This window comes from Sporosarcina sp. FA9, from assembly GCF_051550205.1.
Lineage (GTDB): Bacteria > Bacillota > Bacilli > Bacillales_A > Planococcaceae > Sporosarcina.
On record NZ_CP188819.1, the window covers coordinates 1,429,502 to 1,443,469 of the forward strand.

12 protein-coding genes are annotated in these 13,968 nt (G+C 38.4%); all 12 read left to right on the top strand.

The window, feature by feature from the left end:
- Nucleotides 1-68: 68 nt before the first annotated feature.
- The 12 genes from ACP8HH_RS06955 to rny all read left to right on the top strand — a co-directional run bounded on the left by ACP8HH_RS06955 (nucleotide 69) and on the right by rny (nucleotide 13,902).
- A complete protein-coding gene (locus tag ACP8HH_RS06955; RefSeq protein WP_438317766.1) occupies nucleotides 69-1,637 on the top strand; it encodes an ABC transporter ATP-binding protein in 1,569 nt (522 codons plus the stop codon).
- Nucleotides 1,630-2,673 (top strand): ABC transporter permease, encoded by a 1,044-nt coding sequence (locus ACP8HH_RS06960; protein WP_438317769.1) that lies wholly within the window; start codon nucleotides 1,630-1,632, stop codon nucleotides 2,671-2,673. Before ACP8HH_RS06955 ends, ACP8HH_RS06960 begins: the two co-directional genes overlap by 8 nt.
- Nucleotide 2,674: 1 nt before the next feature.
- Entirely contained in the window at nucleotides 2,675-3,634 is a 960-nt protein-coding gene (locus ACP8HH_RS06965) for an ABC transporter permease (protein ID WP_438317772.1), read from the top strand.
- A 133-nt stretch (nucleotides 3,635-3,767) separates the two neighbouring features.
- Entirely contained in the window at nucleotides 3,768-5,057 is a 1,290-nt protein-coding gene (yfmF, locus tag ACP8HH_RS06970; protein ID WP_438317775.1) for an EF-P 5-aminopentanol modification-associated protein YfmF, read from the top strand.
- The gene (gene yfmH, locus ACP8HH_RS06975; RefSeq protein ID WP_438317778.1) at nucleotides 5,044-6,342 is read left to right on the top strand and encodes an EF-P 5-aminopentanol modification-associated protein YfmH; all 1,299 of its coding nucleotides are present in this window, start codon (nucleotides 5,044-5,046) and stop codon (nucleotides 6,340-6,342) included. The genes yfmF and yfmH overlap by 14 nt, the downstream gene beginning before the upstream one ends.
- Nucleotides 6,339-7,073 carry an elongation factor P 5-aminopentanone reductase gene (gene ymfI, locus ACP8HH_RS06980; RefSeq protein ID WP_438317781.1) on the top strand — a complete coding sequence of 245 codons (735 nt, stop codon included), beginning with the start codon at nucleotides 6,339-6,341 and terminating at the stop codon, nucleotides 7,071-7,073. Before yfmH ends, ymfI begins: the two co-directional genes overlap by 4 nt.
- Nucleotides 7,074-7,207: 134 nt before the next feature.
- On the top strand, nucleotides 7,208-8,002 hold the full coding sequence (locus tag ACP8HH_RS06985) for a DUF3388 domain-containing protein (RefSeq protein WP_438317784.1): 795 nt from the start codon (nucleotides 7,208-7,210) through the stop codon (nucleotides 8,000-8,002).
- A 16-nt stretch (nucleotides 8,003-8,018) separates the two neighbouring features.
- The gene (locus ACP8HH_RS06990; protein WP_438317787.1) at nucleotides 8,019-8,885 is read left to right on the top strand and encodes a RodZ domain-containing protein; all 867 of its coding nucleotides are present in this window, start codon (nucleotides 8,019-8,021) and stop codon (nucleotides 8,883-8,885) included.
- Between the two features lie 48 nt (nucleotides 8,886-8,933).
- Nucleotides 8,934-9,512, top strand: a complete 579-nt coding sequence (pgsA, locus tag ACP8HH_RS06995) for a CDP-diacylglycerol--glycerol-3-phosphate 3-phosphatidyltransferase (protein WP_438317790.1) — start codon at nucleotides 8,934-8,936, stop codon at nucleotides 9,510-9,512.
- Between the two features lie 14 nt (nucleotides 9,513-9,526).
- Nucleotides 9,527-10,780, top strand: coding sequence for a competence/damage-inducible protein A (locus tag ACP8HH_RS07000; RefSeq protein WP_438317793.1), 1,254 nt, complete (start codon nucleotides 9,527-9,529; stop codon nucleotides 10,778-10,780).
- Between the two features lie 174 nt (nucleotides 10,781-10,954).
- Nucleotides 10,955-12,022, top strand: a complete 1,068-nt coding sequence (gene recA / locus ACP8HH_RS07005) for a recombinase RecA (RefSeq protein ID WP_438317796.1) — start codon at nucleotides 10,955-10,957, stop codon at nucleotides 12,020-12,022.
- Nucleotides 12,023-12,336: 314 nt separating this feature from the next.
- A complete protein-coding gene (rny, locus tag ACP8HH_RS07010) occupies nucleotides 12,337-13,902 on the top strand; it encodes a ribonuclease Y (RefSeq protein WP_438317799.1) in 1,566 nt (521 codons plus the stop codon).
- Nucleotides 13,903-13,968: the final 66 nt, after the last annotated feature.

Genomic DNA, 13,968 nt, shown 5'->3' on the forward strand with positions numbered 1-13,968 from the left:
GGAGTCTTTTCTTGTATTTATTTAAACAATTATTCTTGAAAAAACTTAGTTGTGAGGATGTGAACCCGTTGGAATATGTCATAGAAATGCTGAATATTAGAAAAGAATTCGGTAACTTTGTTGCAAACGATAATATTACTCTACAATTAGAAAAAGGAGAAATCCATGCACTTTTAGGAGAAAATGGTGCTGGAAAATCAACGTTAATGAACGTTCTGTTTGGTTTGTATCAACCTGAGGGTGGCGAAATTCGAGTACGTGGAAAAAAAGTGGATATTTCGGACCCAAATATTGCCAATGAACTTGGAATAGGAATGGTGCATCAACACTTTATGCTTGTTGAAAATCTAACGGTTACAGAGAACATTATTTTAGGAAAAGAACCTAAGAAAATGGGAATGATTAACATTAAAGATTCGGCGAAAAAAGTTGCCGAAATATCTAAATTGTATGGATTGGATGTCGATCCGTATGCAAAAATCGAAGATATATCCGTCGGTATGCAGCAACGCGTTGAAATATTAAAAACACTTTACAGCGGAGCGGATATCCTTATATTTGACGAACCAACGGCATCACTTATACCACAAGAAATTGACGAATTAATTGCCATAATGAAAAAGCTGATTGTAGAAGGAAAATCCATTATTTTAATTACACATAAACTTCAGGAAATCATGGATGTGTCTGATCGAGTAACCGTCATTCGTAAAGGAGTGGGGATTGGAACGGTTATTACCGCCGAAACGAATCCTGAAGAACTTGCTACATTAATGGTGGGGCGACAAGTAACGTTTAAAACAGAAAAAGGTCCTTCATTTCCAACAGAGGAAGTACTGAAAATTGAAAACCTTTTCGTGGAAGATTACCGCGGTGTTGCAAAAGTGAAAGGACTGAATTTGTCCGTTCGCAGAGGTGAGATTGTAGGTATTGCTGGTATTGGTGGAAATGGCCAGTCCGAACTGATTGAGGCAATTACCGGTCTTCAAAAAGTGAAGAGTGGAAAAATAATTATCAATTCAAAAGATATTACTGGAAAAAAGCCAAGAACAATTACTGAAACTGGGATTGGTCATATTCCCCAAGATCGACATAAGCATGGTTTAGTTCTTGATTTTACTGTAGGGTACAATACTGTTTTACAAACGTACTATAAGAAGCCCATTTCTAGAAAAGGGATTATGGATTATAAAAAGGTTTCCGAAAAAGCAAATGAAATTATTAAGATGTATGATGTACGATCACAAGGTGAACATGCTCTTGCCCGTTCCTTATCCGGTGGGAATCAGCAAAAACTTATTATTGGTCGTGAAATTGACCGCGATCCCGATTTGCTGATTGCTGCTACACCAACACGGGGACTCGATGTTGGCGCAATTGAATTCATTCATAAAAAGCTTATTGAACAAAGAGATCATGGAAAAGCTGTATTGTTAATTTCCTTTGAACTTGATGAAGTAATGAACGTTTCGGATCGTATCGCAGTTATTTCTGATGGAAAAATAATTGATATTGTAAAACCAGAAGAAACTACTGAGTCAGAATTAGGTTTACTGATGGCAGGACATTCAAAAGACCAAATGATCGTTGTTGGAGATGAAGTTGTTTTGAAAGAAGGTGAGGACAGAAATGTCTAATCGAGTTATTAATTTACTCGTACCAATAATTTCAATCATTCTAGGTTTACTAGTTGGGGCGATTGTTATGGTAGCGAGTGGATACGACCCTGTAAAAGGATACATTGCATTATTTAATGGAATATTTGGTAACGTTTATGCGATGGGAGAAACGGTTCGTCAAATTAGTCCTTATCTTCTAGCGGGACTTGCAGTAGCTTTTGCGTTTCGATCTGGATTGTTTAATATCGGAGTTGAAGGACAGTTAATTGTCGGATGGTTCGCAGCGGCATATGTGGGAGTGGCCTTTGAACTTCCGAAAATGATTCACTTACCACTTGCGCTTATAGCAGCAGCTGTTGCAGGTGCCTTATGGGGATTAGTACCAGGTATTTTGAAAGCGACGCTTCGCGTTCATGAAGTAATTGTTACGATTATGATGAATTATATTGCACTTCACGTTGTAAATGCTCTTATTAAAGCGGTATCGGGTAGTTACAAGACAGATAAAATTCATCCGACAGCATCGCTTCGTTCAGAATTCCTTTCGAATCTTACGAACTTTTCAACTTTACACTATGGAATATTCATTGCACTTGCGATGGTTGCAGTTACTTGGTTCATTCTTGAAAAAACAAAAACAGGTTATGAACTTAAATCTGTAGGTTTTAATGATCATGCTTCGAAATATGCAGGTATGAATGTCAATAAAAACATTGTATTGTCAATGGTTATATCCGGTGCTTTTGCGGGGCTTGCAGGCGCAATGGAGGCACTTGGAACATTTGGTTATATGGCTAACCTAAGCGGATTTACAGGGATTGGCTTTGACGGTATAGCGGTTGCGTTACTTGGCGCAAATACACCACTTGGTGTGGTTTTTGGTGCAACACTATTTGGTTCATTAAAATACGGTTCCGGAAATATGCCAAATGCTGCTGGAATACCACTAGAAATTGTTTCTATCGTTATTGCACTCATTATTTTCTTCGTTGCATCCGGATATATTATACGTGTGGCACTTGGCCGATTGAATAAGAAAAAGGAGGCGAAGTGACATGAGTTTTCTTGAATTACTATACTTTATTGTTCCGATTACGATTTCATATGCTGCTCCTCTTATTTTCACTTCAATTGGGGGCGTCTTCTCGGAACGTTCAGGTGTTGTAAACATTGGTCTAGAAGGTCTTATGGTTATGGGTGCTTTCATAGGAATCATTTTCAACTTAGCGTTTGTTGAAACATTTGGTGCATGGACACCATGGTTGGCACTTCTTGCGGCAATGATTGTATCCGCAATCTTCTCGATTTTGCATGCGGTCGCATCGATTACATTCCGTGCGGACCAAGTTGTTTCAGGTGTGGCAATTAACATGCTTGGAATTGCGGTTGCCTTATTTTCTGTAAAAATGATTTTTGGAAAAGGTCAGACTGATTTTATCCAAAAGAGTATACCAAGATTTAATGTTCCAGTTTTACATGAAATACCGTTTATTGGACCACTGTTTTTTAAAGGCATCTATGGTTCATCCATTATAGCTATAATGGTTGCACTTCTTGCATGGTTTGTTATTTATAAAACACCATTCGGACTTCGTCTTAGAGCGGTCGGAGAACATCCAATGGCTGCCGATACAATGGGGATTAACGTAATTCGTCTTCGTTATATCGCAGTGATCATTTCCGGTGGATTAGCGGGTATTGGTGGTGCAATTTATTCACAAACAATGACAAATGATTTTGGTCATGCGACGATAAATGGACAAGGTTTTATGGCACTAGCCGCGATGATTTTTGGTAAGTGGCATCCGATTGGTGCAATGGGAGCAGCGTTATTTTTCGGATTTGCACAAGCACTTGCGATAAGTGCACCGGGAATTCCGTTTCTCGCAAATGTACCAACTGTCTATCTTCATATTTTGCCTTATGTTTTGACAATCCTTGCACTTGCAGGATTTATCGGTAGAGCAAATGCACCGAAAGCCAGCGGAGAACCATATATTAAGGGAAATCGATAAAACTTATACTGCCTTGAAAGACCGTTAATTCAGTCTTTCGGCAGTTTTTTAATCGAGTCATTTGCAACTTCTATGAATGTAAATGTATAGTGAAGTTAGGATTCCGCATATTAACAAAAACAGAGGTGCTTAAATGTTTAAGAAAATGAAAATTCAAGAAGGCGTTACGTTATACACACGTAAATCAAGTCAGTTTAAAACAGTTAACTTTTCTATAAAGTGGAAGAGTAATCTTAATGAAAATACATCCGCTGCTAGAACAGTTTTAGCAAATGTCTTACAAGACTCAAACAGCAAATACAAAACGCAAGGCGATTTGAAAAACAAATTAGATGAACTTTATGGCACCGTTCTTTATACAGATGTCGGTAAGCGTAGCGATACTCATATTTTGACACTTAATGCGGAGTGTGTGAATGACGAGTATTTACATGAGAGCGATGTTCTGAACGAAGTAATCGAATTGATTCAATGTGTTATTTTCGAACCAAATATGGAAAACGGTAATTTTGTAACTACAATTGTCGAGCGCGAGAAAAAGTCTGTTATAGAGCGGATTCGTTCACAATATGATGATAAAACAAGGTATGCACAAAAACGAATGCTTGAAATCTTAAGACCTGATAGTCCTGTTTCTCTATCGTCTTATGGAACAGAGGACGATGTAGCCAAACTTACGTCTACCGATATTCTTAATGCCTATACTAAAATGCTGAATGAAGATGAAATCGACATTTACGTTGTTGGTGATATTGATGATGAAGTTCTTGTTAAGAAGTTGAGTGAAGTATTTCCATTTAAGGCACGAAATGAACGGGAAAAGATTGATGTGACTGAACCGCAACAAGTTGAAACGAAAGAGTATAAACAAGTTCGTGAAAAACAAGATATGAAACAAGGGAAATTACACATGGGCTTCTCAACACCTATCACGTTCCACCATCCGGATTATACTGCAATGCAAGTGACAAATGGAATACTGGGTGGATTTTCACATAGTAAGTTATTTATGAACGTTCGTGAAAAGGAAAGTATGGCTTATTACGCCTCAAGTTCTTATTCTTCCCACTACGGGCTTGTCTATGTAATGGCAGGCATAGATGCGGAACTTGAGGAGAAGGCCGTTAAACTCATTACTGAACAGCTTACGGTATTGCAAAATGGCGACATAACCGATTTAGAGCTTGAACAAACAAAAGCACTCCTAAATAACGGGATTCGCAGTACATTTGACTCTGCTCGTGGGCAAATTGAAGTGTTCGATCAGTTTAAGGAATTGGATGAAAACTTCACTGCAGATGGTATCATTTCGAAATGGGAAAAGGTAACAAAAGAGGACGTTACGAAAATGGCTTCCACACTTAAATTAGAAATTGTTTATTTGCTATCAGGTAAGGAGGCTACCAACAATGAAGAAAATTGAATTTAAAAACCTGCAGGAAACTTTATATAATGAGAAACTTACCAATGGGCTAGACGTCTATATATTACCGAAGCGTGGTTTCTCTAAAACATTTGCGACATTCACTACGAAATACGGTTCCATTGATTCGGCATTTATTCCAAATGGAAAAGACGAAAAAGTTTTAGTTCCAGATGGAATTGCTCATTTCTTAGAACATAAAATGTTTGAAAAAGAAGATGGTGATGTGTTTCAGGAGTTTAGTGTACAAGGTGCATCTGCAAATGCATTTACTTCTTTCACTCGCACTGCATATCTCTTTTCGGCTACAGAAAGGCTTTACGAAAATACAACGACATTGCTTAACTTTGTCCAAGAACCTTATTTCACGGAAGAAACCGTTAATAAAGAGAAGGGGATCATTGCACAAGAAATAACAATGTATGATGATTTACCCGATTGGCGCTTATATTTTGGAACGATTGAAAATATGTTTCACGAACACCCAGTTAAAATTGATATTGCTGGGACGGTTGAGTCCATCGAGAACATTACAGCCGAGCATCTTTATATGTGTTACGAAACGTTCTATCATCCGTCCAATATGGTGTTATTCATAGTAGGGGCAGTAGAACCCGAGGAAATGATGGCGCATATTAAAAAAAATCAAGACAGTAAAACATTTACTGAAGCCACCGATATCGTACGGATATTTCCAGATGAACCTAATACTGTCGCAATAAAAAAGAGAACACTTACGATGGATGTTACTAAGCCGAAACTAAGTTACGGTATGAAATGCATTACAACTGATAATTCAGCCGAAGAGATGATTATTCAAGAACTATCATCTGGCCTTGTGTTAGACGCATTATTTGATCGGTCATCTGCCTTTTTTACAAAAGCGTATGCGGATGGTTTAATTGATGAATCGTTTTCTTATGATTTTACAATTGAAAGTGGTTTCGGTTTTGCGATGGTTGTATCGGATACGGAAAAACCTGAACTTTTGGAAGATGCAATCCGGAAAACACTTCAAAACGCTGTAAAGGATTGGCCAATTAAAGAATCGGATCTTAATCGAATGAGGAAGAAAAAAATAGGTCAATTTATGCGTTCATTAAATTCAATTGAGTTTATCGCAAATCAGTTTACTCATTATAAATTTAATGATATGAACTTGTTTGACGTAGTTCCAGTTCTTGAAAAAATGACATTAGATAATTTAAGAGCTGCTTTTGATACATTTAGCAATGAAGATGGTCACACAGTTTTCACTGTTGTTCCGGCAGAAAAAACAGAATGACTAATCAAGGATACTGCGTTGTTCTAGGTGCATCAGGCGGAATTGGGCAAGAAATATGCCGAACTCTTGCTGCAAATGGATGGTCGCTTTATATTCATTACAATTGTAATGAAGAGCATGCCCTGCTTTTACAAACAGATCTTTGTGAAAACTATCCCGAATTGGATTTTATTATATGCCAAAGCGATTTCTCGAAAACGGGTGGAGCTGAAAGTTTAGCCGGTAAAATGAAGAATGTGCGTGCGATTGTTGTGGCGAATGGGCAGTCAATGAATAAGTTGTTAACTGAAACGATGCCGGAAGATATGGATGCACTGTGGAAAGTTCATATGCAAAATCCGGCAAGGTTTATTGCTCTCATTTCATCACAACTTCGTGCGTTTACATCGTCTTACGTCGTCTTTATTGGTTCCATATGGGGAAATACAGGTGCAGCAGGGGAAGTAATGTATTCGGCTGTTAAAGGTGCACAACATACATTTGTGAAGGCCTACGCAAAAGAGGCTGCTTATTCCGGAATGCGTGTAAATGCGATTTCACCGGGCTGGATTGAAACAACTATGAACGCCGAAATCTCTTCTGAAGACCGACAACTAGTCATTAATGAAATTCCATTAATGACAACGGGTGTCCCTAAAGATGTAGCTGAAATGGTTTGTTTTCTATTAAGCGGGAATATGGACTATATGACTGGAGAAATATTGAAAATTAACGGTGGTTGGTATATTTAATAAAAGGGTGTTTTTTCCCTTTTATTATTTCCTTTTCTTAATGCACTCTATCCGCTATTATTAGGTGTACATGTAAATAAATCCGAATTCTGTACAGTTTATCCGCATTTACTTTTGTAAGGGGTGTGTGACGAATGGGAAAATGGTATTGTGAATACGAAATTCAAGTTAACCGACCAGGACTTCTTGGTGATATTGCTTCATTACTTGGAATGTTACGTGTTAACATTGTTACAATAAATGGTGTTGATGGTGGGCATCGTGGAATGTTGCTAACAACCGAAGATGATGCTCAAATAGAGCGTTTTGAACTGATAGCATCTACAATGGAAACAATACAAGTGAAGAAGATAAGGGAACCTAAATTGCGCGATATTTTAGCTGTTCGTCATGGCCGTTATATTCAACGCGATATAGATGATCGAAAAACGTTTCGTTTCCTTCGCAGTGAACTAGGGATCTTAGTTGACTTTATGGCGGAGCTATTTAAGCAGGAAGGTCATAAATTGATTGGAATTAGAGGTATGCCTAGGGTCGGAAAAACAGAGTCGGTTGTTGCGGCAAGTGTTTGCGCAAACAAAAAATGGATTTTTCTATCCTCAACAATGATTAAGCAAACTGTTCGGAATACCCTTGCTGGTGATGAATTCTCTAAAAATAATATATTTATTTTGGACGGAATTGTGTCCCGTAAAGCATCTGATGAACGACATTTGCAACTTGTTCGTGAAATGATGAACTTACCTTCAATAAAAGTGGTCGAGCATCCAGATATATTTGTACAACATTCAGAGTATAGTATTGAAGACTTTGATTATATAATTGAGCTACGGACGACTCCGGACGAAGAGATTACATATGAAGTCTTGGAAAAGAACAACATGGCAACAGATTTAGGAGCAGGCGGATTTAATATATTCAACTTTTGATTGGTAGGTGTTTTTGGTGACCGGATTAGGTGATCGTCTTAAAGAGGCGAGAGCAACTAAAGGCTTTACGTTAGATGATTTACAGTCAATAACAAAAATTCAAAAACGATATCTTTCTGGTATCGAAAATGAAAATTATAGCATGATGCCGGGTTCTTTTTACGTCCGTGCATTTATTAAGCAATATGCTGAAGCGGTCGACCTTGACCCTGATGAAATGCTTTCCTTATACAGGGACAGTGCCTCTACTGAAAAACTAGATGAGGAAAAACAACAACTTACTACTCCAGCTTTAAACAGAAGTAGTATTTCTAGAAGCAATAGTAGGTTCAGTGAAATGATGCCGAAGATTACAGCTGCACTTTTTATTATCGTAATAATTGCCGTTGCTTATTTTTTAATTTTGAATACTGCGTCTAAAAAACCGATTATAGAAGATGTTGGCGACCCGGACAGAATTACAATGGAAGATAGTGATAAGACTGAAGTAAAACCACCTGAAGTAGAAACTGAAAGCGATGAAGAAGAGGAACCGGAAATTGTAGAGCCCGAAAAAGCTGTGCAAACACTTACGCATGTATCGATAAGTGGGGAAGATGCAAATTATTCTTTAGAAAATGCAGAGCAATTTTTACTGGAAATCCGTACAACTGGAGATTCTTGGATTGGCGTTTTAGATGAAACGAGAAAAGAATGGATGACACCAGCAATGACGATGAAATCTGGTAACACGGTAGAGTTCGACGTTACAGAGACTGAGTTTGTTAGAATTCGTGTTGGGCGTTCCGGGAGTACTGAAATCTATGTGAATGGTGAGTTACTGGAATACGCTAGCGACCGCATTACACAGAACATTATTATTAAATACGAAAAAGAACAATAGTCATCTTTAAAAGATGACTATTTTCATTGAATGGGAAGGGTGTTATCGTTGAATTTACCAAATAAAATAACAGTTTTACGCGTGTGTCTAATTCCAGTTTTCATGTTATTTATGCTTACTGATTTTGGTTTTGGCACTTTAGTTATCGCAGGAACTGAAATTGAAATAGGTCATTTAATTGGTGGGTTGATATTTATCATTGCATCCATAACGGACTGGCTAGACGGTTATATCGCACGTAAATATAATTTAGTGACAAATATGGGGAAATTTCTAGATCCGTTGGCGGACAAGTTATTGGTTTCGGCAGCATTAATTATTCTAGTTGAATTTGGTGCTGCGCCTTCTTGGGTTGTTATTATCATCATCAGCCGTGAATTTGCAGTAACCGGCCTTAGGTTAATACTTGCGGGTGGCGGCGAAGTGGTAGCAGCCAACCAACTTGGAAAAATTAAAACTGCTACACAAATTATTGCAATTTCATCTTTACTATTAAATAATATCTTTTTTGAATCAATAGGAATTCCCTTTGGGCTAATTATGTTATACATTGCACTTTTCTTTACAGTTTGGTCAGGTGTAGATTATTTTTATAAAAACCGACGTGTCTTAATTGAGTCTATGTAAGGAGTTAAAAGTAGATGAGAGCAGAAATTATAGCAGTAGGATCAGAGTTATTACTTGGACAGATATTAAACAGTAACGCAAAGTTTATATCATTGAGACTGGCGGAAATCGGGATTGATGTGAATTATCATACCGTTGTGGGTGATAATCCTAAGCGTTTAGAAGAAGTAATTACAATTGCAAAAGGCCGTGCGGATATATTGATTTTTACTGGTGGGCTTGGACCGACAAAGGATGATTTAACAAAAGAAACAATTGCCAAACAAATTGGAACAGTGCTTGTAAGTGACGATACTGCACTTCGTTATATTAGTGACTATTTTGATCGAAGTGGGCGAACGATGTCTGAAAACAATAAAAAACAAGCACTCGTTTTTGAGGGTTCTCAGGTTTTGGCAAATCATACAGGAATGGCACCAGGTATGGCTGTTGAAAGTGAAGGTACACACTATATACTTCTTCCTGGACCACCCCATGAGATGGAACCGATGTTCACGAATGAAGCAACGCCGTATTTATTTAGCGTGATTGGAAAACAGGAACTTATAAAATCACGTATTCTCAAATTTTATGGAATCGGTGAAGCCGAGCTTGAATTTCGAATTCAAGATCTATTGGAGAAACAAGCGAATCCAACCATTGCTCCACTTGCGAGTAAAAGTGCGGTTACATTAAGAATTACTGCAAAAGCCTTATCAGAAACTGAAGCAAATAATTTAATTGACATAGTGGATAAAGAAATTCGTTCTATTGTTGGTGAATTTATTTATGGAATTGATGAAGAAACATTGTCGTCAAAAGCCGCTGAATTACTAAGTAAAAATAATCTTACATTGGCAGCAGCTGAAAGTTTGACGGCAGGAATGTTTATGGCAGAGCTAGCGGATGAACCTGGAATTAGTTCGTCGTTATCCGGCGGAGTTGTTGTGTATAATAACGAAATGAAAGTGAAACAACTAGGTATAGAAGAGAATTTGTTGTCTACTTACGGTGCCGTAAGTTCAGAATGTGCAGCAGCCCTTGCAGTAAGCGTCATGAAGAAATTTGGGACAGATGTTGGCATTGGGATTACTGGTGCTGCAGGCCCTGACCCACATGATGGAAAGCCGGTTGGTACCGTTTGGATAAGTATTGCATCGCAACAGGGAACACCACAAACGTATAAACTTTTATTATCAGGATTAAGAAATACGAATCGTTTACGTGCATCTCAATTTGCACTTTATTATCTCATAAAGTTTTTGAAAGAAAAAAATGTTCAAAATTAAATTTTGACCCATATTCTCAATTAAAATTCTATTTTGAGCGATAATCTCAATTAAAATTGAATTATGTAAAAAGATATCGAATAAGTGTTCGCTTTTAGCTTGAGTATTTCTCATTAAAGAAGTATAGTAGAGACAGTAAGAAAAACAGAAATTCACCTTAAGGGAGGAACTATTTTGAAAGATCGTAAAGCAGCACTCGATATGGCATTAAAACAAATTGAAAAGCAATTTGGTAAAGGTTCTATTATGAAACTAGGAGAAAAGACAGACCTCGGTATTTCAACAGTATCAAGTGGGTCTCTTGCACTTGACATAGCACTTGGTGTAGGTGGTTATCCACGAGGTCGAGTCGTTGAAATATATGGACCTGAAAGTTCAGGTAAAACGACTGTTGCTCTTCATGCAATTGCAGCAGCACAAGCGATTGGAGGCCAAGCAGCATTTATCGATGCTGAGCACGCACTCGATCCAGAATACGCTAGACGACTTGGTGTAAATATTGATGAGCTTTTATTATCACAACCAGATACGGGTGAACAAGCTCTAGAAATTTGTGAAGCACTCGTTCGAAGTGGTGCGGTTGACATTGTAGTTATTGACTCCGTAGCTGCCCTTGTACCAAAAGCAGAAATTGAAGGTGAGATGGGCGATTCACACATAGGACTTCAAGCTCGATTGATGTCTCAAGCGCTTCGTAAATTATCAGGTGCTATTAATAAATCAAACACAAATGCTATTTTTATCAACCAAATTCGTGAAAAAGTGGGCGTCATGTTTGGTAGTCCAGAAGTTACTCCTGGCGGTCGTGCACTGAAATTCTATGCATCCGTTCGAATTGATGTTCGCCGAGGCGAAGCAATTAAACAAGGTAATGACATTGTTGGTAACAAGACTCGAATTCGTGTCGTGAAAAATAAAGTTGCACCTCCATTCCGTTTAGCTGAAGTCGATATTATGTATGGTTTTGGTATTTCTAAAGAAGGAGAAATTGTCGATCTTGGGACAGATGCGGAAGTTGTTCAACGAAGCGGCTCATGGTATTCGTATGAGGGTGAACGTCTGGGACAAGGTCGCGAAAATGCAAAGCAGTTCCTAACTGAGAATGTTGATATACGTGCTGAAATCGAAAAGAAAATTAGAGACTTCTATAATCTTGATGGACCAGCAGCAGTTATTGAAGGGCATGACGTCGATGATAAAGAAGAGGAATTACTGCTTCTTGCCGAGGACGAAAAAAAGTGATTTATGTAATTAAGTGACATCGGTTCCCTTCGATAGGGGGGTGAACCGATGTTTTTTTGTTTTTGCTAACCTAATTCTGCAATCCCAATAACAACCTCTTAATATAGCCATTGGGCATAAAAAAAAGTATTCTTTAAAATTTTGATATAAATTAGGATAAGGATGGTTTTTCGAATCCTTGACATGTGATTTTTACATAGATACAATTAGGATGTATAATTGTAAATCCATAAACGAATTGAATTGGCAGTATATTGAACTTTAATATATGAGTCGACTGAAAATGTAAAGAATAGCAAGAGGAGGTGACCTGTATGTCATTAGAACTAGTGATGATCATCTCCGCTTTGGTTGGTTTCGTCGTCGGTGCCGTTGTTATCTATTTTGTTAATAAGAAAGTGAACGATTCAAAAGTGATGGGTGCTAAAACCACGGCTGAAACAATCGTCGATGAGGCGATGCGAGAAGCGGAGGCCATGAAAAGAGAAGCACTACTTGAAGCGAAGGATGAAACTCACAAACTGAGAATTGAAGCGGAAACAGAGATTCGTGAGCGACGGTCGGAACTGCAAAAGCAGGAAAACCGCCATATATCACGAGAAGAAAATCTTGACCGCAAAGAAAATGCTCTCAACAAAAGAGAAGCGGGTCTTGAGCGCAAAGAAGAAGCGCTTACCGAAAGACAACAGCAAAATGAACAGATGGAACGCAAGGCGGAAGAAATGGTCGCCATTCAGCAGACAGAACTTGAAAGAATATCTTCTCTCACTCGGGAAGAGGCAAAGCAACTCATTCTAAGTGAAGTGGAAAAAGAACTAGCTACAGATATCGCTGTTATGACGAAAGAGGCAGAGTTAAACGCAAAAGAAGAATCAGACAAAAAAGCGCGTGAAATTCTCTCTATTGCATTACAACGATTTGCAGCAGATCATGTTGCAGAAACAACTGTGTCGGTTGTGAATTTGCCGAATGACGAAATGAAGGGACGAATTATTGGTCGTGAAGGCCGTAATATTCGAACACTTGAAACGTTAACGGGAATTGATTTAATAATTGACGATACACCAGAAGCAGTTATTCTATCTGGATTCGATCCAATACGTCGTGAAACAGCCCGTCTCGCACTTGAAAAGCTTGTACAAGACGGAAGAATTCACCCAGCAAGAATTGAAGAAATGGTAGACAAATCAAGACGTGAAGTGGACGAGCTTATTCGTGAAACTGGTGAGCAGACAACATTTGATATTGGCATTCATAATCTTCATCCGGATCTAATTAAGATTATTGGTAGATTACGTTTCCGTACAAGTTATGGTCAAAACGTATTGAAACATTCAACAGAAGTGGCATACCTTACTGGACTTTTAGCGGCTGAGTTAGGGGAAGACGTAGCACTTGCAAGGCGTGCTGGGTTACTCCACGACATCGGAAAAGCGATTGACCATGAAGTTGAAGGAAGCCATGTTGAAATTGGTGTTGAACTAGCATCGAAATATAAAGAACATCCGGTTGTTATAAACAGTATCGCTTCCCATCACGGGGATACGGAGCCGACTTCGGTTATCGCAGTACTAGTTGCTGCAGCAGATGCATTATCTGCAGCTCGACCGGGTGCACGAAGCGAAACACTTGAAAACTACATTCGTAGATTACAAAAACTTGAAGAGATTTCAGAGTCCTATGAGGGTGTTGAAAAATCCTTTGCCATACAAGCTGGGCGAGAGGTACGAATTATCGTACATCCTGAGAAAATCGATGACATTACAGCTCATCGACTTGCTCGTGATATTCGAAAAAGAATTGAAGAGGAACTCAATTATCCAGGACATATTAAAGTTACAGTCATACGTGAAACAAGAGCGGTTGAATACGCAAAATAAGAATTGGGGCACCCGCGCACTTCGGTCCGGGTGCCTTTTTTTCTTTTAAAAGAGAGAGGTTTATTC

Coding starts and splice junctions, on each gene's coding strand:
- yfmH (WP_438317778.1), top strand. CDS start 5,044: ATGAAGAAAATTGAATTTAAAAACCTGCAGGAAACTTTATATAATGAG.
- ACP8HH_RS07000 (WP_438317793.1), top strand. CDS start 9,527: ATGAGAGCAGAAATTATAGCAGTAGGATCAGAGTTATTACTTGGACAG.
- ACP8HH_RS06965 (WP_438317772.1), top strand. CDS start 2,675: ATGAGTTTTCTTGAATTACTATACTTTATTGTTCCGATTACGATTTCA.
- yfmF (WP_438317775.1), top strand. CDS start 3,768: ATGTTTAAGAAAATGAAAATTCAAGAAGGCGTTACGTTATACACACGT.
- rny (WP_438317799.1), top strand. CDS start 12,337: ATGTCATTAGAACTAGTGATGATCATCTCCGCTTTGGTTGGTTTCGTC.
- ACP8HH_RS06960 (WP_438317769.1), top strand. CDS start 1,630: ATGTCTAATCGAGTTATTAATTTACTCGTACCAATAATTTCAATCATT.
- ACP8HH_RS06985 (WP_438317784.1), top strand. CDS start 7,208: ATGGGAAAATGGTATTGTGAATACGAAATTCAAGTTAACCGACCAGGA.
- ymfI (WP_438317781.1), top strand. CDS start 6,339: ATGACTAATCAAGGATACTGCGTTGTTCTAGGTGCATCAGGCGGAATT.